Below are 19,928 nucleotides of genomic sequence, written 5' to 3'. Positions count from 1 at the left end.
CGTGCGTTTTGAACTTGTAGCTTGGAGCTTGAAACTTGTCGCCTCGTTCTTCCGATATCGCCACTGCGGTCGCCGAAAGTGTTCAGTACCAGGGGCGCAAGGCCAGCCGCCAGGGCAGTGAGCAGCGTCGTCAGGACATTCTGGATGCGGCCATGCGCATTGTTGTGCGCGACGGCGTGCGTGCCGTTCGCCATCGTGCGGTTGCGGCGGAGGCCGCTGTACCGCTCTCGGCCACCACTTACTATTTCAAGGATATCGACGACCTGCTCACCGATACCTTCGCTCAATATGTGGAGCGCAGCGCGGCGTTCATGGCCAAGTTGTGGGTGAACAACGAAGGTTTGCTGCGAGAGATGGTGATCAGCGGCGACGGCAGCCCCGAGTCGCGCTCGCAACTGGCGGACGATATTGCGCGGTTGATGGCCGACTATGTTCATCGTCAACTGATCAACCGACGTGAACATTTGATGGCTGAGCAGGCGTTCCGTCAGGAGGCGCTGTTGAACCCGCGCCTGGCCGAATTGGTGCGCTCCCATCAGCAGATTCTCCTGCAGGGTTCGTGTCAGCTGTTTGAGGTATTGGGTTCGCGGGAGCCACTGCAGGATGCCAAAGTGTTGACGGCGATTATCGGACGGATGGAATATCAGGGTCTGCTCAACGAAGCAGAGCCCGATGCCGAAACCGAAATGCTCGGCATACTCACGCGTTATATGCATTTGGTGCTCGCTTCGGTTTAATCCCTATCCTGTAGGAGCGAGCATGCTCGCGATGGACGTCAACGATTACGCGGGCAGCCTGACACCCAGCGGTGTCCAGTCGTCCATCGCGAGCATGCTCGCTCCTACAGATGGACGGGGGAGAGAGGCATACATTCCACAATGGAGTATCGAATGAAAGCCTGGCGCGTGGTTGTGATTGCCTTGTCGTTCCTGCTGCTCAATGGCTGCCTGGTGACCTTCAAGGAGCCACTGCCTGCGAACGATCCCGCGCCGAAGGGCATGCTTGGGAAATGGACCAGCACCAACGCCTGGGGCGAGCCGCTGAGTCTTGAGCTGACGCGTGTCGGCGATAATCGCTATCAGGCGGTCAGCTACTTCAAGGCGCGGCCCCGGGAACGCGAAGCCTATCCCTTCACCGTTTCGCGGCATGGCAGTCGCTGGTACCTGTCGGCGAAGGTGCCCGCGCAGTTCGGCGGCCACTTCACCATTGCCGGTTTCGAAATCACCGACAAAAATGAACTGGTGGTCTACAACCTCGACCTTGAGCAGATCAAACAGGCCCTGGGGCAGAAAGTCCTAAACGGCGAAGGGTTCCAGACCGACGATGGTGACGGTGTGCTGATCACCACCGGCATGGAGCAGGTCTTCGCCTACCTCGACGACCCGGCCAATTCCGATGTGTTCGTCGAGGCCGTGCGCTACCAGCGTCAAGCCAAAGCCAAATAACCCAGTACGCAACGGTTTCTACAGGAGTTTCGGGTGGACGATTACCAGCAGACGATCCGTGTTTTGTCCGATCGCATCGTTCTGGCGCAGACGCCGATCCGCGTCCTCGATGCGGTGAAGTGGGACGAGAACATCCGCAAGGGTTTCCTCAAGGCCAAGGGCAAGGAAATGCCGGCGGTGGACCGCGACTACTATCTCAATCGGCCGCTGTCCTTCGATTCGAGCAAAGTGAAACTGGAATTCCAGAACATTGAGCGCGACATTACTCGCCAGCTCGGCCAGTTCAACCCGGTCGGGCAGATCATGCGGCGTATGTGCAAGGAATACCGCATGGTGGTGCGCATGCTCGAGGCACGTGGCACCGAGGATTTCGGCCTGATTTCCCAGGAGCTGTACGGCGCGGCGTCCGATGCGTTTCATGCGGGTGACCCGACACTGTCCGACCTGGGCCTGATGCTCTCCGACTACCTCAACAACATCGATGGCCGGGGCGATTTGAAGGACGAACCGAAGGTCCTCACCGCCAAGGACGCCGTGAACCTGTTACAAACCCGTTTGAGCAGAGTGTTTGGCGAGGCCGAGGAAACCATCCGGGTGTTCGAGTCCGACGGCATTGTCGCGGACGCGGCGGCGGGCGCCGACTACATCAAGATCCGCACCGACGCCATGTTCAACGAGCGTGATGTGCGCGCCCTGGAAGTCCACGAAGGGCTGGTGCACGTCGGCACTACGCTCAACGGGCTGAACCAGCCGATCTGCACCTTCCTGTCCAAGGGCCCGCCCTCGTCGACGGTGACCCAGGAAGGCCTGGCGATCCTCATGGAAATCATCACGTTCGCCTCCTACCCGAGTCGCCTGCGCAAGCTGACCAACCGCACCAGGGCCATTCACATGGTGGAGGAGGGTGCGGATTTCCTGCAGGTTTTCGAGTTCTTCCGTGAGCAGGGCTTCGAGATGGCGGAAAGCTACGGCAACGCCAGTCGGGTTTTCCGTGGGTCGGTGCCCAATGGGCTGCCATTCACCAAAGACTTGTCCTACCTCAAGGGCTTCATCATGGTTTACAACTACATTCAGTTGGCCGTGCGTAAAGGTAAGCTGGAGCAAGTGCCGCTGCTGTTCTGCGGCAAAACCACCCTGGAGGATATGCGGACCTTGCGTCAGTTGGTCGACGAAGGTCTGGTGGTCCCGCCCAAGTACCTGCCCGAACAGTTCCGTGACATGAACGCGTTATCAGCGTGGATGTGTTTCTCCAACTTTCTCAACCACCTGAGCCTGGACCGGATCGAGGCGGATTATTCGAACATTTTGTGATTTCTTCACACCCTGTAGGAGCGGGCTTGCCCGCGATGACTGACTAACATTCAGCACGCCACTTGGCTGATACATTGCGATCGCGGGCAAGCTCGCTCCTACAGAGGGCGGTTCCAACCCATTTCATTGCGAGGTTCCAACGGATGAGAATCCTCGGCATCATCTGCCTGCTCCTGACCCTCGGCGGTTGCAGCTCGCTGCTGTTCTACCCCGAACCTGGCCAGTTGTTCACCCCGGAAAAAGCCAGTCTCGAATACCGTGACGTCACGCTGACTACCGCAGACGGCCTCAAGCTGCACGGCTGGTGGCTGCCGGCGAAAGAAGGCGTCGAAGTCAAGGGCACGGTGCTGCACCTTCACGGAAACGGCGGCAATTTGCCGATGCATTTGGGGGGCAGCTACTGGTTGCCGGAGGAGGGTTATCAGGTCCTGCTGGTCGACTATCGCGGTTACGGATTGTCTGAAGGCAAGCCAAGCCTGCCGGCGATTTACCAGGACATCGATGCCGCGTTCAAGTGGCTGGACGAAGCGCCACAGGTTCGAGGAAAACCACTGGTCCTGCTCGGTCAAAGCCTCGGTGGCTCGATGGCCGTGCACTACCTGGTTCAGCACCCCGAACGACAAAAGCAGCTCAAGGCGTTCGTCCTCGACGGCGTGCCCGCCAGTTACCGCAGCGTCGGCCAGTTTGCGCTGAGTCATTCCTGGCTGACCTGGGCCTTCCAGGTGCCGCTATCGTGGTTGGTGCCCGATGGCGACAGCGCGATCAACTCCATGGCGCAACTTGATGGTGTGCCCAAGCTGATCTATCACAGCATCGACGATCCGATCGTGCCTCTTTCCAACGGCATTCGACTGTATCAAGCTGCGCCGCCGCCGCGCGTGCTGCAACTGACCCGAGGCGGGCATGTACAGACTTTCGCCGACCCGGTTTGGCGCAAAGTGATGCTGCGTTATCTCGACGATCCGCAACATTTCAACGGCCTGCGTCGCTTGGGGGAGATCCCCAACTACCCAGCCCCCGAACATTCAAAAGATGAACCACCAGAGAGTCCGCAATGAGTGAAGAACGTAACGCCATCCCGCTGATCATCACCGGCATCTGCACCATCCTCGGCACTGTCGGGGCGCTGTGGTGGTACGGCTACTTGCACTTTGCCAAGCCGGAGGATGCGTTGCTGCTCAGCGACTTCACAATGCTCAAGACCGTGCCGGGTGAAGACTACAAGGTCTCCCTGCAACCGGCCGCGCAAGTGGCGCAGTGCATCGATGGCGTGCTGGTGATGTTCGACACCGAACAGAAAGGCCTGACTGGCGTACTGGTCAATAACAAGAAACAGGCCGTGCGCTGCATGGGCCAGGAAACGCCGCAGAAGCTGGAGCCGTAAGGGCTGCTCTGCCCCTCTTGGGGGACGAAAAGGGGCAGGCGCGGTGGGTCGTTGGTCAGGGCACGACTTCAAAATTGCGGAAAGTGGCGAGCGACGCGCTGCTACCCATTGTTTGCCATGCCTGCGCATTGTATTTCCCGGATATCAACTCGGGCAGTGTGGCGGCCCAGTTGCCGTGGGCATCGGCGCTCACCTTGATGTCTTTCCAGTTGCTGCTCCCTGCCACTCTGTAGGAAAGGTTGATGAGTGCGCCGGGTCGACTTGTGCCTGAAAAAACAACAGGGCTGGACACCGGTGCCGCGCCCGCCGCCGGTACTCGTATGGTGGGCGCACTGAGGGCAGAAGCGCATCGAGTCAGCGTACTGCCCACGGACACTGCAACGACTGCGCCGCTGTTGGTGGCCGAGCAGACTTCAATGGTCGTGCCCGTTTCGTCATCGCGAAAACGCTTGCCGCCGACAAACGTTGGATCTGCCGTCGAGCTTGTTTCCGGTGTGCCATCAACCTGGGTGTTATCCACGCTAGCGGCCATTGTGGTGTATCTGATCCATACGCCGTTGACCCGGTTATCGTCCACCGGGAAATGGTCAAACGGGGTCGGGGCACGGAATTCCATCGCCAGTTGCGCGGGTTTCAGTCCAGGTCGATTGATAAGGTAGAGCTGCGCCCCTGGCGCGCCAAGTTTTGTCAGGCGATAAAGCCCACTCTGCGTAATCACTGCCGTTTGCGCATTGTCCAGCCAAGCCGAATACCAGCGGTTATTGGCGGGGTATAACGTTCCTCCCCCGGAGACAGAGTCGCCCGTGTCACCGTAAGAAATGGGGGTACACCCCGTCGGCGACGTAACGGTGTCTCCTGCTCTCGGGCATTGGGTAAACGTAGTTCCGTGGGAATAACCCAGGCTGTGCCCGAATTCGTGCTTGTACACGTGAGGGCTTCCCGGCTGGCCGTATACGCCAATGAACCTGCCCGGCTTCCACGCAGATGCGTTGCCACCGCATTGGATGACACTGATGACAAAATCGAATGTGTCGGCATCCAATCCGTTCGCCCTGGCGGCCTTGTGGCTTTCCTCGGCGGCAAGATTGATGGGCATGGGCGATCCAGTCTTGCAAATCTCCGGCATGGGCCCCGAGGTGTGCTGGATCACCTGTCCAGTCAGTGTCATTTTGCCGCCCGATGCAGCGTTGACGTAGGACTGCAATGAATCGGGGTCCGGGGATAGGGTGTGTTTTTTAACCAGCTCATAGTTCAGCAGGCTGCCGTCCTGCCAATGCGTAACGGTGACCAGCATGGTTTTCGTGCCGACATTTGGGCGCTGATTGACCTCCGGTTTCGGTAGCGGAACGTCGCTGGGAATGAAGTCCCTTTCGTCGTACGTAAACTCGGTTTCGGGAAGAGGCGGTCTGTCGACGTGTATGCAGCCAGTCAGGATCAACGTCGTATACAGGGTTGATAAAACGATCCGCGCTCGCATGGCTGAGCTCCTGGTTGCATGTCACCGATGGGAGTGTCAGTGATACGTCCAATAACCGGGTTCGCCTACTGTCACAAATGACAGGTGACGACCAGCGGTAGGTTCCTACCTGAATGTCAGCTCACCTCTGCACATAGACTCGTCGAGTGATATCAAACAAAAAGCCCCGCCTGATCAAGTCAGGCGGGGCTTTTTGATTTGCGCCGGTACGTTACTGAGCGTTGGCACTCACTGCCGAGCGCGGCATCACCGGCTGATTGTCGTTGGAGATGGTGACTTCCACGCGACGATTCATTGCACGGCCTGAAACGGTGGAGTTCTCCGCTACCGGATATTCCTTGCCGTAGCCCTGGGCGACGATGCGCGCAGGATCAACGCCCATCTTCACCAGCGCAGTGCGCACGGAAGCCGCGCGACGCTCGGACAGCGACTGGTTGTGCGATGCGGTACCGGTGCTGTCGGTGTAGCCTTCGACAATCACCTTGCGATCAGGGTTTTCCTGAAGGTACTGCGCCAGTTTGTTGATGTTCACCAGACCGCTGGATTTCAGGTCGGCGCGGTCGGTGGCAAACAGCACATCACCAAAGGTCACGAGCGTACCGCGATCGGTCTGCTTGGCGTTGAGGCTGTCCTGCAACTGTTTGATCTGCTGATCGCGCGCATCCAGGCGGGCTTGGGCGCGTTGGGCCGCAGCGTTTTTCAGATTGGCTTCAGCCGTGCGCAGGGCAATGGTCTGCTTGGCAACTTCGACACGCTGGTTGGTCAGGTAGGCCAACTGGTCGACCTTGCTCTCGTCTTCGCGGTCCAGATAAGCCTTGTCGGCCTTGTCCAGGTAGTCGCTGGCTTCCTTGGTTTCAAGCGCCGCCACTTTGCTTGCCTGGGGGTTGGCTTGCAGGCCGCTGTAATTGGTACGGGCCTGTTCAAGGTTGGCGTTCGGCGGGGTGGAGCAAGCGGCCAGTGCAACGCTGGCGGCCAGGAGGGCGGGGATCATCAATTGATTACGCATGGTTTCGTCCTTTTAAGTCGAGAAAGAAGTACGTCGAAGCGGCGCTTACTGCACGGTGCGCTGGCTTTCCTGACGCAGTTCCTGAACCCCTTTCTGAGAGTCCTTCACCGCCTGCTCGGCCTTGACAGCCTGGGCTTTGCGCTCGGCTACACGAGCGTCCCACTCGGCCTGTTCGGCGAGCATGCGAGCCTGGTCGTACTTCTTGTCGTGCATGGCGATTTCAGCTTGCTTGAGCTTGTCCTGCGCGGCCTTCATTTCCACCGCGGCGAACTCGGTGCCGCCGGCGCTGACGGCATTGTTTACCGCCGATTCGGTCACGGCGTATTGCTCGGTTGGCGGGTTACCGGCACAACCGGCCAGGACCAGGCTGCTGCCGATGGCCAGTGCAGCCAGCTTGAAGCTGCGCAGAGGGTTGGATGAGGACTTGGCAGTGATTTTCATGGTCTTCAACTCCATTGGGATAACTCCTGAACAACTGAAAATCCATCCTGGGTGTGGAGCCGCAACCAACATTTCGAGGCGTTTTAAAACGGCCGTCCCAGGCGTGGTTACTGGTTACGACCGAAGGCATTTTTTAAAAGTTCAGAGAAGATGGCCCGTTGCCCAAAAAAAATTTGATCGAATGGACAAGGCTCTAAAACGGGAACTTTGGCGATATGGCGGGGTATTGGGACTCTGTAGGAGCGAGCATGCTCGCGATGGAGGATCAGGCGACGCGGGCAATCTGAGGCCCCGCGTCATCGTTGACGACCATCGCGAGCATGCTCGCTCCTACAGGGAAGGGAGGGGTTAAAAATCAATGCTTCTGCTTGTCCTCTCCCGACGCCAGGTCATGCAGATGGCGGCGTGAAAGGGCAAGAAAACGCGGCGTTGGCCCGACGTCTTCGTACAAAGGATCGCCTTCTTCATCGGTGGCGACCACGGTCGAGCCCTTGACGTACGGGAAGCTTTTTTCCAGCTCCTCAAGAGCGGCGCCGATCAGTTCGCCGAGCAATTCTTCGGGGTGCCGTTTGGGGTACATGTCTACGATTGCCGCCAGTCGCGCGGCGGCTTCCACATCGAGGTGAATCGAGTACCCGGTGTCAGTCAGATGTCCCTTGCCAGTTTCTTCCCAATGTTGGGCCAGCTCGCGGATTTTCATAAATACCTCTATTGCGCGCCTGCTCGCTGCAGGCCAGTAAGTGTCCGGTCGTGACCGGCGAAAGCCGTGATACGGCTTACTCTTCAGACTAGCTGTTGCGCTTAAGGTTTAAAGTCCCTTCGTCGTCTGCTTGTAAGTAGCGCTTTGCGGCGGCACTCTTGGAGCAGAAGGCAGCTCATTGCAAGACCCTGGATCTTTCGCTGGAGAACGGCTGATGACTGATATTGATGCACGCTTGCGCGAAGACGTTCACCTGCTGGGCGAACTGTTGGGCAACACCATTCGTGAACAGTACGGGGATGGTTTTCTCGACAAGATCGAGCAAATTCGTAAAGGCGCCAAGGCCGATCGTCGTGGTTCCATGGACGAGGAACTGAGCGCCAGCCTCAACCAGTTGAGCGAAAATGAGCTATTGCCGGTGGCGCGGGCGTTCAACCAGTTTCTCAACCTGGCGAACATCGCCGAGCAATATCAACTGATTCACCGTCGAGATGAGTCGCAACCGGCACCATTCGAGGCGCGGGTGTTGCCCGAGTTGCTCGCTCGCCTGCTTGACGAGGGCCATGGCGCCGAATCCCTGGCGCGGCAATTGGGACGACTGGAAATCGAGTTGGTGCTGACCGCCCACCCCACGGAAGTTGCGCGCCGCACACTGATCCAGAAGTACGATGCCATCGCTGCGCAACTCGCGGCCCAGGATCACCGCGACCTGACCAGCGCCGAACGTGAGCAGATTCAGTCAAGGCTGCAGCGACTGATCGCCGAAGCGTGGCACACCGAAGAAATTCGTCGCACCCGTCCGACGCCGGTGGACGAAGCCAAATGGGGCTTCGCAGTGATCGAGCATTCGCTGTGGCACGCGATCCCGAATTATCTGCGCAAGGCCGACAAAGCCCTGCAAGACGCGACCGGCCTGCGTCTACCGCTGGAGGCCGCGCCGATTCGCTTTGCTTCATGGATGGGCGGTGACCGCGACGGCAACCCCAATGTCACCGCCGCCGTGACGCGCGAAGTGTTGCTGTTGGCACGGTGGATGGCCGCTGACTTGTACGTGCGCGATATCGACCAGCTCGCCGCCGAGCTGTCGATGCAACAGGCCAACGATGCGCTCAAGGCCAAGGCCGGCGACAGCGCAGAACCTTATCGGGCCGTGCTCAAGCAATTGCGCGAGCGGCTGCGCGCCACTCGCAACTGGGCGCATGCCGCCCTGACCAGCGCGACACCGCCGCCGGCCGATGTGTTGCAAAACAACCGCGACCTGCTCGAACCGCTGGAGCTTTGCTTCCAGTCGCTGCACGAGTGCGGCATGGGCGTGATCGCCGATGGTCCGTTGCTCGATTGCCTGCGCCGGGCGGTGACCTTCGGCCTGTTCCTGGTGCGTCTGGATGTGCGCCAGGATTCGTCGCGCCACTCGGCGGCGATGACCGAAATCACGGATTATCTGGGCCTGGGTCGCTTCGAGGACTGGAGCGAGGACGAGCGCATCGCGTTCCTGATGCGTGAGCTGAACAATCGTCGACCGTTGCTGCCCGCACATTTCAAACCGTCGGCCGACACTGCCGAAGTGCTTGCCACTTGCCGGGAAGTGGCTGCCGCGCCGGGTGCATCGTTGGGCTCCTACGTGATCTCCATGGCCGGCGCCGCTTCCGATGTGCTGGCCGTGCAATTGCTCCTCAAAGAAGCCGGTGTGTTGCGGCCGATGCGCGTAGTGCCGTTGTTCGAAACCCTGGCTGACCTCGACAACGCCGGTCCGGTGATAGAAAAACTGTTGCTGTTGCCGGGTTATCGCGCGCGCCTGCAAGGACCGCAGGAAGTGATGATCGGTTACTCCGACTCGGCCAAGGACGCCGGCACCACGGCTGCCGCGTGGGCGCAGTACCGGGCACAGGAGCGTCTGGTGGACATCTGCCGTGAACAACAGGTCGAGTTGCTGTTGTTCCACGGTCGCGGCGGCACCGTCGGCCGTGGCGGCGGACCGGCGCACGCGGCGATTCTGTCGCAGCCGCCCGGTTCGGTGGCCGGGCGTTTCCGCACCACAGAGCAAGGGGAAATGATTCGTTTCAAATTCGGCCTGCCGGACATCGCCGAACAGAACCTTAACCTGTACCTCGCCGCAGTGCTCGAGGCGACCTTGCTGCCGCCCCCACCTCCGGAGCCCGCCTGGCGCCACTTGATGGATGAATTGGCGGCAGACGGTGTCAGCGCATACCGGGCCGTGGTGCGGGAAAATCCGCAGTTCGTCGAGTATTTCCGTCAGTCCACCCCGGAGCAGGAATTGGGGCGCCTGCCGCTCGGCAGTCGTCCGGCCAAGCGGCGAGCGGGCGGGATCGAAAGCTTGCGGGCGATTCCATGGATCTTCGGCTGGACCCAGACCCGTTTGATGCTGCCGGCCTGGCTCGGCTGGGAAGCGGCGTTGAGCAAGGCACTCGAGCGCGGTGAAGGCGAACTGCTGGGGCAGATGCGAGAGCAATGGCCGTTCTTCCGCACACGCATCGACATGCTCGAGATGGTGCTGGCCAAGGCCGACACCGACATTGCCCGCTCCTATGACGAGCGGCTGGTCGAGCCGGACCTGTTGCCATTGGGTGCGCAGTTACGCGACCTATTGTCGCAGGCGTGCTCGGTCGTCCTCGGGTTGACCGGTCAGTCGCAACTACTGGCACATAGCCCAGATACCTTGGAATTCATCCGCTTGCGTAACACCTACCTCGACCCGCTTCATCTATTACAAGCCGAATTGCTGGCGCGCTCGCGGCGCCAGGAAGTGGCGCTGGACAGCCCGGTGGAGCAGGCGCTGCTGGTGTCTGTGGCGGGGATTGCCGCCGGTTTGCGCAATACCGGCTAGAGTTTTTGCTGTGGGCACGGGTATCCGGCGCAGGCGTCGGATGCCCGTGTCTGGCTGCGCAAAAAATGCGGTCAGGCGACAGTTAATGATGGGGTTGCGACTTGGGGAACCGCGCCAAAAGGACGCAGCAGACAGCGGTTTCTCCGACTTTCGGCGGCTTGTGTGGGCGCAGCCTGCTGTGTATCTTGATCAGCCTTTGGCCGTTTGGGCGGTCACGACCCTATTTTTGAGATTGGCCCCACGAGGCGAATCTGACGTTATCTATATAAAAAATTGAGGAGCACATCGATGCGCGTCATTCTGCTGGGAGCTCCCGGGGCCGGTAAAGGTACTCAGGCTAAGTTCATCACCGAGAAATTCGGCATTCCGCAAATCTCCACTGGCGATATGCTGCGTGCGGCGGTCAAGGCCGGCACCGAGCTGGGCATCAAGGCCAAGAGCATCATGGATGCCGGCGGCCTCGTCTCCGACGACCTCATCATCGCACTGGTCAAGGACCGCATCGCCCAGTCCGACTGCGCCAACGGTTTCCTGTTCGACGGTTTCCCGCGCACCATTCCCCAGGCTGAAGCCCTGGTGACGGCTGGTGTGGAACTGGACGCGGTGGTCGAAATCGCCGTTGAGGACGAAGAAATCGTCCAGCGTATCGCCGGTCGCCGTGTACACGAGGCGAGTGGCCGCGTGTATCACATCGTCTACAACCCGCCGAAAGTGGCTGGCAAGGACGACATCACCGGTGACGAACTGGTGCAGCGCAAGGACGACACCGAAGAAACCGTGCGTCATCGCCTGTCGGTCTACCATTCGCAGACCAAACCGCTGGTGGCGTTCTACCAGAACCTGTCGGCGGCCAATGGCAAGCCGAAGTACAGCCATATCGAAGGTGTGGGTTCGGTCGAAGCGATCACTGCCAAGGTGCTTGCGGCCCTTAGCTGAAAAGTCTGATCAGCTGCATCATCCACGGCCCGCTTGCGGGCCGTTGTTGTTTATACTGGCGCACTTTTTCTGACTCTCTTTACGGATACATCGATGAGTACCTTGCTGGCCCTGGACACCGCGACCGAAGCTTGCTCCGTTGCCTTGCTGCACGACGGCAAAGTGACGAGCCATTACGAGGTGATCCCGCGCCTGCATGCGCAGAAACTGCTGCCGATGATCCAGCAATTGCTCGCCGACGCCGGGACCACGTTGCAAGCGGTGGACGCCATCGCGTTCGGTCGTGGGCCTGGCGCCTTCACCGGGGTGCGCATCGCCATTGGTGTGGTGCAGGGGCTGGCGTTTGCCCTGGACCGGCCGGTGTTGCCGGTCTCCAATCTTGCGGTGCTGGCGCAGCGCGCCTATCGCGAACATGGCGTCAGCCAGGTTGCCGCCGCCATCGATGCGCGCATGGATGAAGTGTATTGGGGTTGCTACCGCGAAACGGCGGGGGAGATGCGCCTGGTGGGCGCTGAAGCCGTGTTGCCGCCGCAAGTCGCGGCGTTGCCGGCCGATGCCAGCGGCGACTGGTTTGGTGCGGGCACCGGTTGGGGTTATGCCGAGCGCATTGCCGTGGACCTCATTGGTCAGGATGCGGGCATGTTGCCCCATGCCCAAGACTTGCTGGCCCTGGCCCGATTCGCCTGGGAACGTGGGGAAGCGATCGTGGCGGATGAGGCGCAGCCGGTTTATCTGCGGGACAAGGTGGCGACGCCCAAGGCGCGTTGATTCGCGGGTATCGAGGCGGCCTCTTCGCGAGCAAGCTGAACTGGTCAAGTAATCTTGGACACTGATTACGGTTCACGCCGCCAACCTTTCCTTCACGACCGGCGACCTGTAGTCGTTATAGCTGTGAGGCCTGCTGATGTTGTAGCGCGAGACATAGCGCTGCACATCTGCCCGGGCCTCATGCTCCAGTTGGTAGCCCGCTTCAGGCACCCACTCGGACTTCAAACTACCAAAGAAACGCTCCATCGGGGCATTGTCCCAGCACTCGCCTTTACGGCTCATACTTTGCCTAAACCGATGTTTCACAAGCGCATTTCGGAATTTATGGCTGGTGTACTGGCAACCTTGATCAGAATGAAACAACACATCCTGGGGATGGCCGCGCAGCTCAACCGCCATGCGTAGCGCTTCGCAGGTCAGGTTGGCATCAGAAATCATCGAGAACGACCACCCTACGATCCTGCGAGCGTACAGATCCAAAACGGCGGCGAAGTACATCCACCGCTTGCCGACCTTGATGTATGTCACGTCGCCACACCACACCTGATTAACCGCCGTCACATCAAATTTTCGCTTGAGCACGTGCGGCGCCACCAAGGCCTCCACACCCGGCGACTTGTACTTATGGCGCCGGCGCTGACGACTAGCGATGCCAGCTTCGCGCATCAAACTGCGAGCCATATAACGCCCGATACGATGCCCTTTGGCTTGTAGCTCCTTGGACAAAGTACGTGCGCCGGCCGACTCTCTGGACGCCTTGTGGTGCCTGACCAACGCGGCTTTGAGCTTGTCCCGTTCAGGATTTGCTCTGCCTTGGCGCTGGCGCCAGGCGTAAAAGCTACTGCGGTTGACCCCAAACGCCCGGCAACACTTTTTAACGCCGTACTGCTCGTCCAGCTCATCGATCAGCGTGAATGATCTTTGGCGTCCAAAAGCAGGAGAGCACTGGCCTTTTTTAGGATTTCGATATCCAGGTCTTTCTCTCTGAGCAGAGCTTTGAGTCTCTGGATTTCTCGTTGATCAGCGGTAATCGCCTTGGCCCCCACCGGAGTCGAGCCCAAGCGCTCTTTTTGCACTTGATCAACCCAACGGCGCAGTGCTGTGGGGCCGATATCCAGGCTGGCACAGACTTCGGTAACCGGCTGACCTTCATCCAACACCATACTGGCAGCCTTGAGCTTGAACTCACTCGAATAGGATTTACGCATATCCAAACACCTCAGATTTGGGCGCTATCATAGCGCCCGATTGAAGTGTCCAAAATCATTAGGCCAGTTCAAGCCCGCTCCCACAGGTTTTCAGTCGGGCACAGGATGTGTGTTCGCATCGATCCCTGTAGGAGCGGGCCTGCCCGCGATGGCTATCTAATGGCAAACGCGTCAATCGTCGTTTTATAACCTTGGTTTTAAACCTTTTGTCTTTTCTGTGTTCTAGTTATCACTCGGCTGTTTGCGAAGTGCACTAAGTGCCACTAGACTGCCATCATTGATACCGAGCATGACATTATGCGCATAGACGGCCTTTCCACTCCTTCGTATCCCATCAAGCGCAAGCCTCGCAAAGGGCGTGTGGTTGAGGACGAGTCCGTCGATATCGAAGGCGAGCTGGAAATCCCTTCCGAGGAGCAAATGGCTGCTCGCGCTGCCAAGGCTACCGCGCAACGTCTGAGCAACCTGCCGGCCCGTCAGCAAGACATGATCTACCACCGCGCCATGAGCAAAAGCGTGGCGATGGCCCTGGCCAGTTACCTCAGCACGGCGGGCTTCGTCGATTGGGATGCGGATGTGCTGGGGCTCGACCTGTACATCTGATGCCGCTGCCCTACTTCATCGGCTGCCCGTCCTGGAGTGAAAACGCCTGGCGCGATTACCTTTATCCCCAGGACGCCAAACCCGCCGATTTCCTCGGCCTCTACTCTCAAGTCTTCAATGCCGTGGAAGGCAACACGACGTTCTACGCGAGCCCGGCTGCCAGCACCGTGCAGCGCTGGGCCGAGACCATGCCGGAACACTTCCGCTTCACCGCCAAGTTCCCGGGCGACATCAGCCACGGCGGTGACCTGCGCGACCAATTGACCGCCACCGAGACCTTCCTGCAACTGCTCAGCCCCTTGGGTGACCGGGTCGCGCCGCTGTGGTTGCAGTTGTCGAAAAGCTTCACGCCGCAACGTTTGCATGAACTGGCGGCGTTTATCGATGCGGTGGATCGGCCGTTGGCCATCGAAGTGCGACATGACGCGTTCTTCGCCAAGGGCGATGCCGAGCGCAGCCTCAATCGCTTGTTGCTGGACCGTGGTGTCGAACGCATCTGCCTCGATCCGCGTGCCTTGTTCAGCTGCACCTCGACCGAGCCCGCGGTGATCCACGCGCAATCGAAGAAACCCAGGGTTCCTCCGCGCCCGGCGGCTTTCACACAATGGCCGCAAGTGCGTTTCATCGGCCATCCGCAACTGGAAGCCAACGACCCGTTCCTGGTGCCTTGGGTCGAGAAAATCGCCCTGTGGATCGAAGAGGGGCGCACGCCCTATATCTTCCTGCACACCTCGGACAACGTGTTCGCGGCGAAACTGGCACAGCGGTTCCACGCACGGCTGATGGAGCGTTTGCCTGGCCTCCCGCCGCTGCCTGAGCTATACAGAGAACCCGCCGCCGAACAACTTGGCTTGCTCTGAGGCGGATCCGTTCCCCTTTCCAGGAGCCTGCCAATGGATGCGCAAACCCGTCGAGCCCAGGCGTTCAAAGCACTGCACGAACGCAGCGAGGCTTTTGTCATACCCAACCCGTGGGACGCTGGCTCGGCAAAAATGCTCGCCAGCCTGGGTTTCGAGGCGCTGGCGACCACCAGTGCCGGTTATGCCTTTTCCCGTGCCCGTCCCGATGGTGGGCTGACGCTTGAGCAGACCCTGGAGAATGTCCGGGCGATCGTCGCCGCTACCGATCTGCCGGTGGCGGTGGATCTGGAAAACGGTTTCGCCGACGACCCGGTCGAATGTGCGCAGAGCATCTTGCAGGCAGCCGCCGCAGGCGCGGTGGGCGGCTCGATCGAAGATGCGACAGGTCGCCCGGATACCCCCATCTACTGTTTCGATCATGCGGTGGCCCGGATCGAAGCCGCTGTGGCGGCGGCCCGCAGCCTGCCGTTTACGTTCATGGTGACTGCCCGGGCCGAGAATTTCCTGCGCGGCAATCCCGATCTGGACGACACGATCCGCCGCTTGCAGGCCTTTTCCGAAGCGGGCGCGGATGTGCTGTACGCGCCGGCGTTGCGCAGCCCTGAAGACGTGTTGGCCGTGGTGCGCGCCGTGGCGCCGAAGCCGGTCAACGTGTTGATGTCCGGCGGGTTGAAGCTCACGGTCCAGCAACTGAGCGAAATGGGCGTCAGGCGAGTCAGCGTCGGTTCGGCGCTCGCCCTGGCGGCGTTGGGTGAATTTTATCGTGCGGCTGAAGAGATCAAGACCTCGGGCACATTCACGTTTACCTCGCGGTCCATGCCCTACGCACAGGCCAATCAATTGTTCGAAGGCTGACGATGCGGTTCTTGCAGGTGCTGTTGGTGCTGGTGTTGATGGGAAGCGCTGCGTCGTTGAGTGTGTGGCGTGGCTGGATCGCGCTGCCGCCGCAGTGGAATCCTTGGGCACCACTGGACGTGAAGGCCGAACCGAACCTGCTGACCCGCTATAAGCTGATGCGCCTGCGAGACGATCCACAGCTTTGCGCCCAGGCCCTGGACAGTTCCGGCCTGCGCGTCGCGCCCCAGGCCGACAGCCCGGACGCCAAGTGTCCTCTGACCGATGCCTTGCGGGTGCAGGGTGGTGATGTGGCGCTGAGCAGCAGTTTCCTGGCCAGTTGCCGACTGGCGGTGTCGTTTGCCCTGTTCGAGCACCACGCACTGCAACCGGCGGCTCGGGCGGTCTATGGGCAAGCCGTCAACCGCGTCGATCACCTCGGCAGTTTTGCCTGTCGCAATGTCTATGGGCGCGAGAATGGCCGACTCAGTCAGCATGCCACCGCCAACGCCCTGGATATCGCCGGTTTTCGCCTGGCCGATGGCCGCACGATCAATGTACTCAAGGATTGGCCGAAGGATAATCAAGACGCACGCTTTCTACGCCAGGTCCGTGATGCGGCGTGCGACGTGTTCAGTGTGGTGTTGAGCCCCGATTACAACGCCGCCCATCGCAATCACTTTCATCTGGATGTCGGGCCGTGGTGGGTGTGTCGCTGAAATTTACGCGGCGATGCGCAGGTTCTGCAGGACGATCGGGCGTGCCCAACCGATATCAAAATCGAAGTTTTTCTGCTGCTCCGCCAGTTCTTCAGGCGGGTACGGCGGGAACGGTTTGTCCAGCAGGTCCAGTTCGAACTCGGCGATTGGCAAATGCAGCGGACGCGGTTGAGCGGCGGCGCCAGGAACCGGCAGCGCTTGACCGTTGGCCAGTACGATAGGGCGAACCCAACCGCTTTCGAAGTCCTGCTGTTTCTGTTGCGCGACGATTTCATCCGCCGGGAACGGTGGGAATGGTTTGTCGGCCAGGTCCATTTCGAACTCGGCAATCGGCAGGAACAATGGCTCGGGTGGCTTGACCTCGGTTTCCGTGACGTTGCATTCACGCTGGGCAATGATGTGCGCCAACAGCTCGCTGCCAACCGTGGGCTCCTCCGAGCTCTCTAGGTCGACCGGCGGAAAGTCGAGAGAAGCCGGCACCACATCGCCCGACTGCTCGGCCAGCGCCTGGGCAAAAAAATCTTGCCACAGGTGACTGACGCCGCTCAGTGCCTGGGAATTTCGCAGGCCAAAATCGCCGTAGGGCGAGATGTAGCCAATCGATGTGGGTTGAATGTTGGACATTTTTTTCTGTAGAGGCTCGGCTCTGGCAAAATGCTCGTTAGTGTTGTTATCGGCCGATTCTGCCGATCATTAATTTTTTGAGCGTGTTTTCCCATGATTGAGCAACCGGCGGCGTGCCGCATCCATGTCGAAGCCCTCGATACGGCGTTCCAGCCACAGGCCGAGCAATGGGCCGAGCGCCTGGGCTTGCCCCTGAAAGTCACTGAAGGTGAATTCGCCTTGCAGGTTGGCGAGCAGGGGTTGCAGTTGCAACAACTCGGACCGGATGCGCCCGGTCCGGTGCGGGTGGATTTCGTCGAGGGAGGCGCGGCCCACCGTCGCCTGTTCGGCGGCGGCACCGGGCAAATGATCGCCAAGGCGGTTGGCATCGCCCAAGGCGTGCGTCCGCGGGTGCTGGATGCGACGGCAGGTCTTGGCAAGGACGCATTCGTGCTGGCAAGCCTGGGTTGTGAAATGAGCCTGATCGAGCGTCAGCCGTTGATAGGCGCGTTGCTGGAGGATGGCCTGGCGCGGGGCGCGGAGGATTTCGACGTGGCGCCGATCGTGGCGCGCATGCGCCTGCTCAAGGGCAACTCCATCGACGTCATGCGCAACTGGGAAGGCGAGCCGCCGCAGGTGATCTACCTGGACCCGATGTTCCCTCACCGGGAGAAAACCGCGCTGGTGAAAAAGGAAATGCGCCTGTTCCGCCCCCTGGTGGGTGATGACCCGGACGCACCGGCCTTGCTCGAAGCGGCACTGGCCCTGGCCAGCCACCGGGTAGTGGTCAAGCGCCCACGAAAGGCGCCGTGCATTGCCGGGCCGAAGCCGAGTCATGCTTTGGATGGGAAATCCAGTCGGTATGACATTTATCCCAAGAAAGCGCTCAAGCTATAAGCTGCAAGCTGCAAGCGGGCCTTAGCTTGCCGCTTGCAGCTAACCGCTCGCAGCTGCCTCCCTCCCATAAGCCCGCATGAACAACCCCACCACCTCCTGCACATGCGCCTCCGCTGCTTCCCCGGTCAGGGGTTCGCCACAGCCGTACAACAAGCGGAAATTCCCCGCGCCCTTGAGCAGGCAAAAGAAATGCTCGGCGGCATTGCGCGGTTTGTCGATGCGCAGGGCGCCGCTCTGATCCACTTTGGCCAGTAGGCGCTCCATGCCCAGCAGCATCCGCTCCGGGCCGGCTTCGAAGAAAATCTGCGAGAGTTTCGGGTCCTGGCTGCCCAGCGTCATCATCAAACGGTGCAGGTTCACTGACTCATCGCTGTTGATCAGGTGATGAAAGCCGCGGGCGATGTTCAACAGCACCGATTCCACGGCGATGCCGTCCGGTAATTCGAAAAACAGCGGCGGCAGCTGTTCTTCGCACTTGGCCACCACCGCAGCAGAGAACAGTGTCTCCTTGTCGTTGAAATGGCTGTAGACGGTGAGTTTTGACACGCCCGCTTCTCCCGCCACAGCATCCATGCTGGTGTTCGCATATCCATTGCTCAGAAACAGGGTTTTCGCCGCATCAAGGATCGCCTGACGTTTAGCCAGATCCTTGGGACGGCCCGGACCGATGGATGCTGAGGGATTGTTCGACATTATTCGCTTTTATTACTGGACTGGTGAGTTTGCTATTAATAACATACTGGCCAGTATAATTATTCCAAGCACCATTGGCGAAAGGTCACTCACCATGTACCGCTATGTCGCATACCTCGCATTGCCAGCCAGCCTGGCGTTTTTATTGTCCGCTTGCGGGCATGAGGAGGCGCCCCAGGTCACCGTCAGACCGGCCATGGTGGTTCAGCCAGAGCCTTCGGTGCAGGCGCTGGAGAGTTATCCCGGTGAAGTGCGGGCTCGCTATGAGCCAGAGTTGGCTTTCCGCATCGGCGGCAAAGTCAGCCGACGACTGGTCGAGGAAGGGCAGCGGGTCAAGGCCGATCAGCCGCTGGCGGAACTTGATCCCCAGGACGTTCGCCTCCAACTGGAAGCGACTCGCGCCCAGGTTGCTGCGGCCGAAGCCAACCTGAACATGGTGCGCGCCGAGCGTGACCGTTACAAAACCCTCATGGATCGCCAGTTGGTCAGCCGTTCGCAATATGACAATGCGGAAAACCTTTACCGATCCGGTGAAGCGCGCGTGAAGCAGATCAAGGCCGAATTCAACGTCTCGAACAATCAAGCCAGCTATGCGGTGCTGCGTGCGCCCCAGGATGGCGTGGTCGCCAAGCGTTCGGTGGAAGTGGGGCAGGTGGTCGCTGCCGGCCAGACCGTTTTCACGCTGGCCACCGATGGCGAGCGCGAAGTGCTGATCAGTTTGCCGGAACAGAATTTTGGTCGCTACAAGGTCGGACAACCCGTATCGGTGGAGCTGTGGACCCAGCCGGACCAACGCTTTAGCGGGCGAATTCGCGAGCTGTCACCAGCGGCCGATCCAAAATCCCGCACGTTTGCTGCGCGCATTGCTTTCACCGCTGGCAAAGTTCCCGCCGAGTTGGGCCAAAGCGCCAGGGTCTTTATCCAGACCGCCGATGTCGTGGCACTGTCGGTGCCGCTGTCGGCCCTGACCGCCGAAAACGGTGCCACCTACGTGTGGGTGCTCGGTGCCAATAACACTTTGAAGAAATCCCCGGTCCGGGTCGGTGCATTCGGCGAGAAAAGCGTGCCGGTGCTCGAAGGCTTGAATGCCAGTGATTGGGTGGTGGCCGCTGGTGTCCATGTGCTTCACGACGGGCAGCAGGTGCGTCCGGTGGATCGCTCCAACCGCGTGGTCAATCTGGCGGATAAGGAGTAATCC

23 protein-coding genes are annotated in these 19,928 nt (G+C 60.0%); 15 read left to right on the top strand and 8 right to left on the bottom strand.

Annotation, left to right across the window (positions count from 1 at the left end):
- Positions 1 to 35 precede the first annotated feature (35 nt).
- The 6 genes from AB4O36_RS20860 to AB4O36_RS20835 all read left to right on the top strand — a co-directional run bounded on the left by AB4O36_RS20860 (position 36) and on the right by AB4O36_RS20835 (position 4,140).
- A complete protein-coding gene (locus AB4O36_RS20860; protein ID WP_460117637.1) occupies positions 36 to 737 on the top strand; it encodes a TetR/AcrR family transcriptional regulator in 702 nt (233 codons plus the stop codon).
- Between the two features lie 22 nt (positions 738 to 759).
- Positions 760 to 894, top strand: coding sequence for a hypothetical protein (locus AB4O36_RS20855; protein ID WP_460140149.1), 135 nt, complete (start codon positions 760 to 762; stop codon positions 892 to 894).
- On the top strand, positions 891 to 1,445 hold the full coding sequence (locus tag AB4O36_RS20850; RefSeq protein WP_460140148.1) for a hypothetical protein: 555 nt from the start codon (positions 891 to 893) through the stop codon (positions 1,443 to 1,445). Before AB4O36_RS20855 ends, AB4O36_RS20850 begins: the two co-directional genes overlap by 4 nt.
- Positions 1,446 to 1,478: 33 nt before the next feature.
- Complete coding sequence (locus AB4O36_RS20845; protein WP_460117631.1) at positions 1,479 to 2,756, top strand: flavohemoglobin expression-modulating QEGLA motif protein; 1,278 nt, start codon at positions 1,479 to 1,481, stop codon at positions 2,754 to 2,756.
- A gap of 143 nt (positions 2,757 to 2,899) precedes the next feature.
- The gene (locus AB4O36_RS20840; RefSeq protein WP_460140147.1) at positions 2,900 to 3,814 is read left to right on the top strand and encodes an alpha/beta hydrolase; all 915 of its coding nucleotides are present in this window, start codon (positions 2,900 to 2,902) and stop codon (positions 3,812 to 3,814) included.
- Positions 3,811 to 4,140, top strand: a complete 330-nt coding sequence (locus tag AB4O36_RS20835) for a hypothetical protein (RefSeq protein ID WP_460117627.1) — start codon at positions 3,811 to 3,813, stop codon at positions 4,138 to 4,140. Before AB4O36_RS20840 ends, AB4O36_RS20835 begins: the two co-directional genes overlap by 4 nt.
- A 55-nt stretch (positions 4,141 to 4,195) precedes the next feature.
- Here the strand turns inward: AB4O36_RS20835 and AB4O36_RS20830 are convergent, their stop codons facing one another.
- From AB4O36_RS20830 to AB4O36_RS20815, 4 genes are all read right to left on the bottom strand, one after another.
- A complete protein-coding gene (locus AB4O36_RS20830; RefSeq protein ID WP_460140146.1) occupies positions 4,196 to 5,617 on the bottom strand; it encodes a metallopeptidase domain-containing protein in 1,422 nt (473 codons plus the stop codon).
- A 211-nt stretch (positions 5,618 to 5,828) separates the two neighbouring features.
- Positions 5,829 to 6,623, bottom strand: coding sequence for an OmpA family protein (locus AB4O36_RS20825; RefSeq protein ID WP_460117624.1), 795 nt, complete (start codon positions 6,621 to 6,623; stop codon positions 5,829 to 5,831).
- A gap of 45 nt (positions 6,624 to 6,668) precedes the next feature.
- The gene (locus AB4O36_RS20820; RefSeq protein ID WP_460117622.1) at positions 6,669 to 7,079 is read right to left on the bottom strand and encodes a DUF4398 domain-containing protein; all 411 of its coding nucleotides are present in this window, start codon (positions 7,077 to 7,079) and stop codon (positions 6,669 to 6,671) included.
- 340 nt (positions 7,080 to 7,419) lie between these two features.
- The gene (locus AB4O36_RS20815; RefSeq protein WP_460140145.1) at positions 7,420 to 7,764 is read right to left on the bottom strand and encodes a pilin assembly protein; all 345 of its coding nucleotides are present in this window, start codon (positions 7,762 to 7,764) and stop codon (positions 7,420 to 7,422) included.
- Positions 7,765 to 7,978: 214 nt separating this feature from the next.
- Between AB4O36_RS20815 and ppc the strand changes: the two genes are divergently transcribed.
- From ppc to tsaB, 3 genes are all read left to right on the top strand, one after another.
- Complete coding sequence (gene ppc, locus AB4O36_RS20810; protein ID WP_460140144.1) at positions 7,979 to 10,609, top strand: phosphoenolpyruvate carboxylase; 2,631 nt, start codon at positions 7,979 to 7,981, stop codon at positions 10,607 to 10,609.
- Between the two features lie 288 nt (positions 10,610 to 10,897).
- On the top strand, positions 10,898 to 11,545 hold the full coding sequence (gene adk / locus AB4O36_RS20805; RefSeq protein ID WP_460117616.1) for an adenylate kinase: 648 nt from the start codon (positions 10,898 to 10,900) through the stop codon (positions 11,543 to 11,545).
- Positions 11,546 to 11,638: 93 nt separating this feature from the next.
- Positions 11,639 to 12,313, top strand: coding sequence for a tRNA (adenosine(37)-N6)-threonylcarbamoyltransferase complex dimerization subunit type 1 TsaB (gene tsaB / locus AB4O36_RS20800; RefSeq protein ID WP_460140143.1), 675 nt, complete (start codon positions 11,639 to 11,641; stop codon positions 12,311 to 12,313).
- Between the two features lie 72 nt (positions 12,314 to 12,385).
- Here tsaB and AB4O36_RS20795 read toward each other — a convergent pair whose 3' ends face one another.
- Positions 12,386 to 13,210 (bottom strand): IS3 family transposase, encoded by an 825-nt coding sequence (locus tag AB4O36_RS20795; protein ID WP_411985623.1) that lies wholly within the window; start codon positions 13,208 to 13,210, stop codon positions 12,386 to 12,388.
- 8 nt (positions 13,211 to 13,218) lie between these two features.
- Positions 13,219 to 13,521 carry a transposase gene (locus tag AB4O36_RS20790; protein ID WP_014717988.1) on the bottom strand — a complete coding sequence of 101 codons (303 nt, stop codon included), beginning with the start codon at positions 13,519 to 13,521 and terminating at the stop codon, positions 13,219 to 13,221.
- 297 nt (positions 13,522 to 13,818) lie between these two features.
- On the opposite strand from AB4O36_RS20790, the gene AB4O36_RS20785 reads away from it, so the two are divergent.
- From AB4O36_RS20785 to AB4O36_RS20770, 4 genes are read left to right on the top strand one after another with little or no spacing between them, the layout of a single operon-like run.
- A complete protein-coding gene (locus tag AB4O36_RS20785; protein ID WP_460117612.1) occupies positions 13,819 to 14,124 on the top strand; it encodes a hypothetical protein in 306 nt (101 codons plus the stop codon).
- Complete coding sequence (locus AB4O36_RS20780) at positions 14,124 to 14,984, top strand: DUF72 domain-containing protein (protein ID WP_460140142.1); 861 nt, start codon at positions 14,124 to 14,126, stop codon at positions 14,982 to 14,984. The genes AB4O36_RS20785 and AB4O36_RS20780 overlap by 1 nt, the downstream gene beginning before the upstream one ends.
- A gap of 33 nt (positions 14,985 to 15,017) precedes the next feature.
- Positions 15,018 to 15,839, top strand: a complete 822-nt coding sequence (locus tag AB4O36_RS20775) for an isocitrate lyase/PEP mutase family protein (protein ID WP_460140141.1) — start codon at positions 15,018 to 15,020, stop codon at positions 15,837 to 15,839.
- 2 nt (positions 15,840 to 15,841) lie between these two features.
- Positions 15,842 to 16,537, top strand: coding sequence for an extensin-like domain-containing protein (locus tag AB4O36_RS20770; RefSeq protein WP_460117606.1), 696 nt, complete (start codon positions 15,842 to 15,844; stop codon positions 16,535 to 16,537).
- A gap of 3 nt (positions 16,538 to 16,540) precedes the next feature.
- Here AB4O36_RS20770 and AB4O36_RS20765 read toward each other — a convergent pair whose 3' ends face one another.
- On the bottom strand, positions 16,541 to 17,161 hold the full coding sequence (locus AB4O36_RS20765) for an energy transducer TonB (protein ID WP_460117605.1): 621 nt from the start codon (positions 17,159 to 17,161) through the stop codon (positions 16,541 to 16,543).
- Between the two features lie 93 nt (positions 17,162 to 17,254).
- Here AB4O36_RS20765 and AB4O36_RS20760 point away from each other — a divergent pair, with 93 nt between their 5' ends.
- Complete coding sequence (locus AB4O36_RS20760) at positions 17,255 to 18,037, top strand: class I SAM-dependent methyltransferase (protein WP_460117603.1); 783 nt, start codon at positions 17,255 to 17,257, stop codon at positions 18,035 to 18,037.
- A gap of 39 nt (positions 18,038 to 18,076) precedes the next feature.
- Here AB4O36_RS20760 and AB4O36_RS20755 read toward each other — a convergent pair whose 3' ends face one another.
- Positions 18,077 to 18,730 carry a TetR/AcrR family transcriptional regulator gene (locus AB4O36_RS20755; RefSeq protein ID WP_460117602.1) on the bottom strand — a complete coding sequence of 218 codons (654 nt, stop codon included), beginning with the start codon at positions 18,728 to 18,730 and terminating at the stop codon, positions 18,077 to 18,079.
- A gap of 94 nt (positions 18,731 to 18,824) precedes the next feature.
- Between AB4O36_RS20755 and AB4O36_RS20750 the strand changes: the two genes are divergently transcribed.
- A complete protein-coding gene (locus tag AB4O36_RS20750; RefSeq protein ID WP_460117600.1) occupies positions 18,825 to 19,925 on the top strand; it encodes an efflux RND transporter periplasmic adaptor subunit in 1,101 nt (366 codons plus the stop codon).
- The last annotated feature ends 3 nt before the right edge of the window (positions 19,926 to 19,928 follow it).

The sequence above is a fragment of the Pseudomonas sp. S2_E01 genome (assembly GCF_054668365.1).
The sequence above is the reverse complement of the archived record's forward strand: the minus strand, read 5'-3'. Positions and strand labels throughout refer to the sequence as shown.

What these genes read in the sequence shown, in the direction of transcription:
- AB4O36_RS20780 (WP_460140142.1), top strand. Translation starts at nt 14,124, where the DNA reads ATGCCGCTGCCCTACTTCATCGGCTGCCCGTCCTGGAGTGAAAACGCC.
- AB4O36_RS20770 (WP_460117606.1), top strand. Translation starts at nt 15,842, where the DNA reads ATGCGGTTCTTGCAGGTGCTGTTGGTGCTGGTGTTGATGGGAAGCGCT.
- AB4O36_RS20760 (WP_460117603.1), top strand. Translation starts at nt 17,255, where the DNA reads ATGATTGAGCAACCGGCGGCGTGCCGCATCCATGTCGAAGCCCTCGAT.
- adk (WP_460117616.1), top strand. Translation starts at nt 10,898, where the DNA reads ATGCGCGTCATTCTGCTGGGAGCTCCCGGGGCCGGTAAAGGTACTCAG.
- AB4O36_RS20840 (WP_460140147.1), top strand. Translation starts at nt 2,900, where the DNA reads ATGAGAATCCTCGGCATCATCTGCCTGCTCCTGACCCTCGGCGGTTGC.
- AB4O36_RS20820 (WP_460117622.1), bottom strand. Translation starts at nt 7,079, where the DNA reads ATGGAGTTGAAGACCATGAAAATCACTGCCAAGTCCTCATCCAACCCT.
- AB4O36_RS20855 (WP_460140149.1), top strand. Translation starts at nt 760, where the DNA reads ATGCTCGCGATGGACGTCAACGATTACGCGGGCAGCCTGACACCCAGC.
- AB4O36_RS20850 (WP_460140148.1), top strand. Translation starts at nt 891, where the DNA reads ATGAAAGCCTGGCGCGTGGTTGTGATTGCCTTGTCGTTCCTGCTGCTC.
- AB4O36_RS20815 (WP_460140145.1), bottom strand. Translation starts at nt 7,764, where the DNA reads ATGAAAATCCGCGAGCTGGCCCAACATTGGGAAGAAACTGGCAAGGGA.
- tsaB (WP_460140143.1), top strand. Translation starts at nt 11,639, where the DNA reads ATGAGTACCTTGCTGGCCCTGGACACCGCGACCGAAGCTTGCTCCGTT.
- ppc (WP_460140144.1), top strand. Translation starts at nt 7,979, where the DNA reads ATGACTGATATTGATGCACGCTTGCGCGAAGACGTTCACCTGCTGGGC.
- AB4O36_RS20835 (WP_460117627.1), top strand. Translation starts at nt 3,811, where the DNA reads ATGAGTGAAGAACGTAACGCCATCCCGCTGATCATCACCGGCATCTGC.
- AB4O36_RS20750 (WP_460117600.1), top strand. Translation starts at nt 18,825, where the DNA reads ATGTACCGCTATGTCGCATACCTCGCATTGCCAGCCAGCCTGGCGTTT.
- AB4O36_RS20765 (WP_460117605.1), bottom strand. Translation starts at nt 17,161, where the DNA reads ATGTCCAACATTCAACCCACATCGATTGGCTACATCTCGCCCTACGGC.
- AB4O36_RS20790 (WP_014717988.1), bottom strand. Translation starts at nt 13,521, where the DNA reads ATGCGTAAATCCTATTCGAGTGAGTTCAAGCTCAAGGCTGCCAGTATG.
- AB4O36_RS20755 (WP_460117602.1), bottom strand. Translation starts at nt 18,730, where the DNA reads ATGTCGAACAATCCCTCAGCATCCATCGGTCCGGGCCGTCCCAAGGAT.
- AB4O36_RS20830 (WP_460140146.1), bottom strand. Translation starts at nt 5,617, where the DNA reads ATGCGAGCGCGGATCGTTTTATCAACCCTGTATACGACGTTGATCCTG.
- AB4O36_RS20785 (WP_460117612.1), top strand. Translation starts at nt 13,819, where the DNA reads ATGCGCATAGACGGCCTTTCCACTCCTTCGTATCCCATCAAGCGCAAG.
- AB4O36_RS20825 (WP_460117624.1), bottom strand. Translation starts at nt 6,623, where the DNA reads ATGCGTAATCAATTGATGATCCCCGCCCTCCTGGCCGCCAGCGTTGCA.
- AB4O36_RS20775 (WP_460140141.1), top strand. Translation starts at nt 15,018, where the DNA reads ATGGATGCGCAAACCCGTCGAGCCCAGGCGTTCAAAGCACTGCACGAA.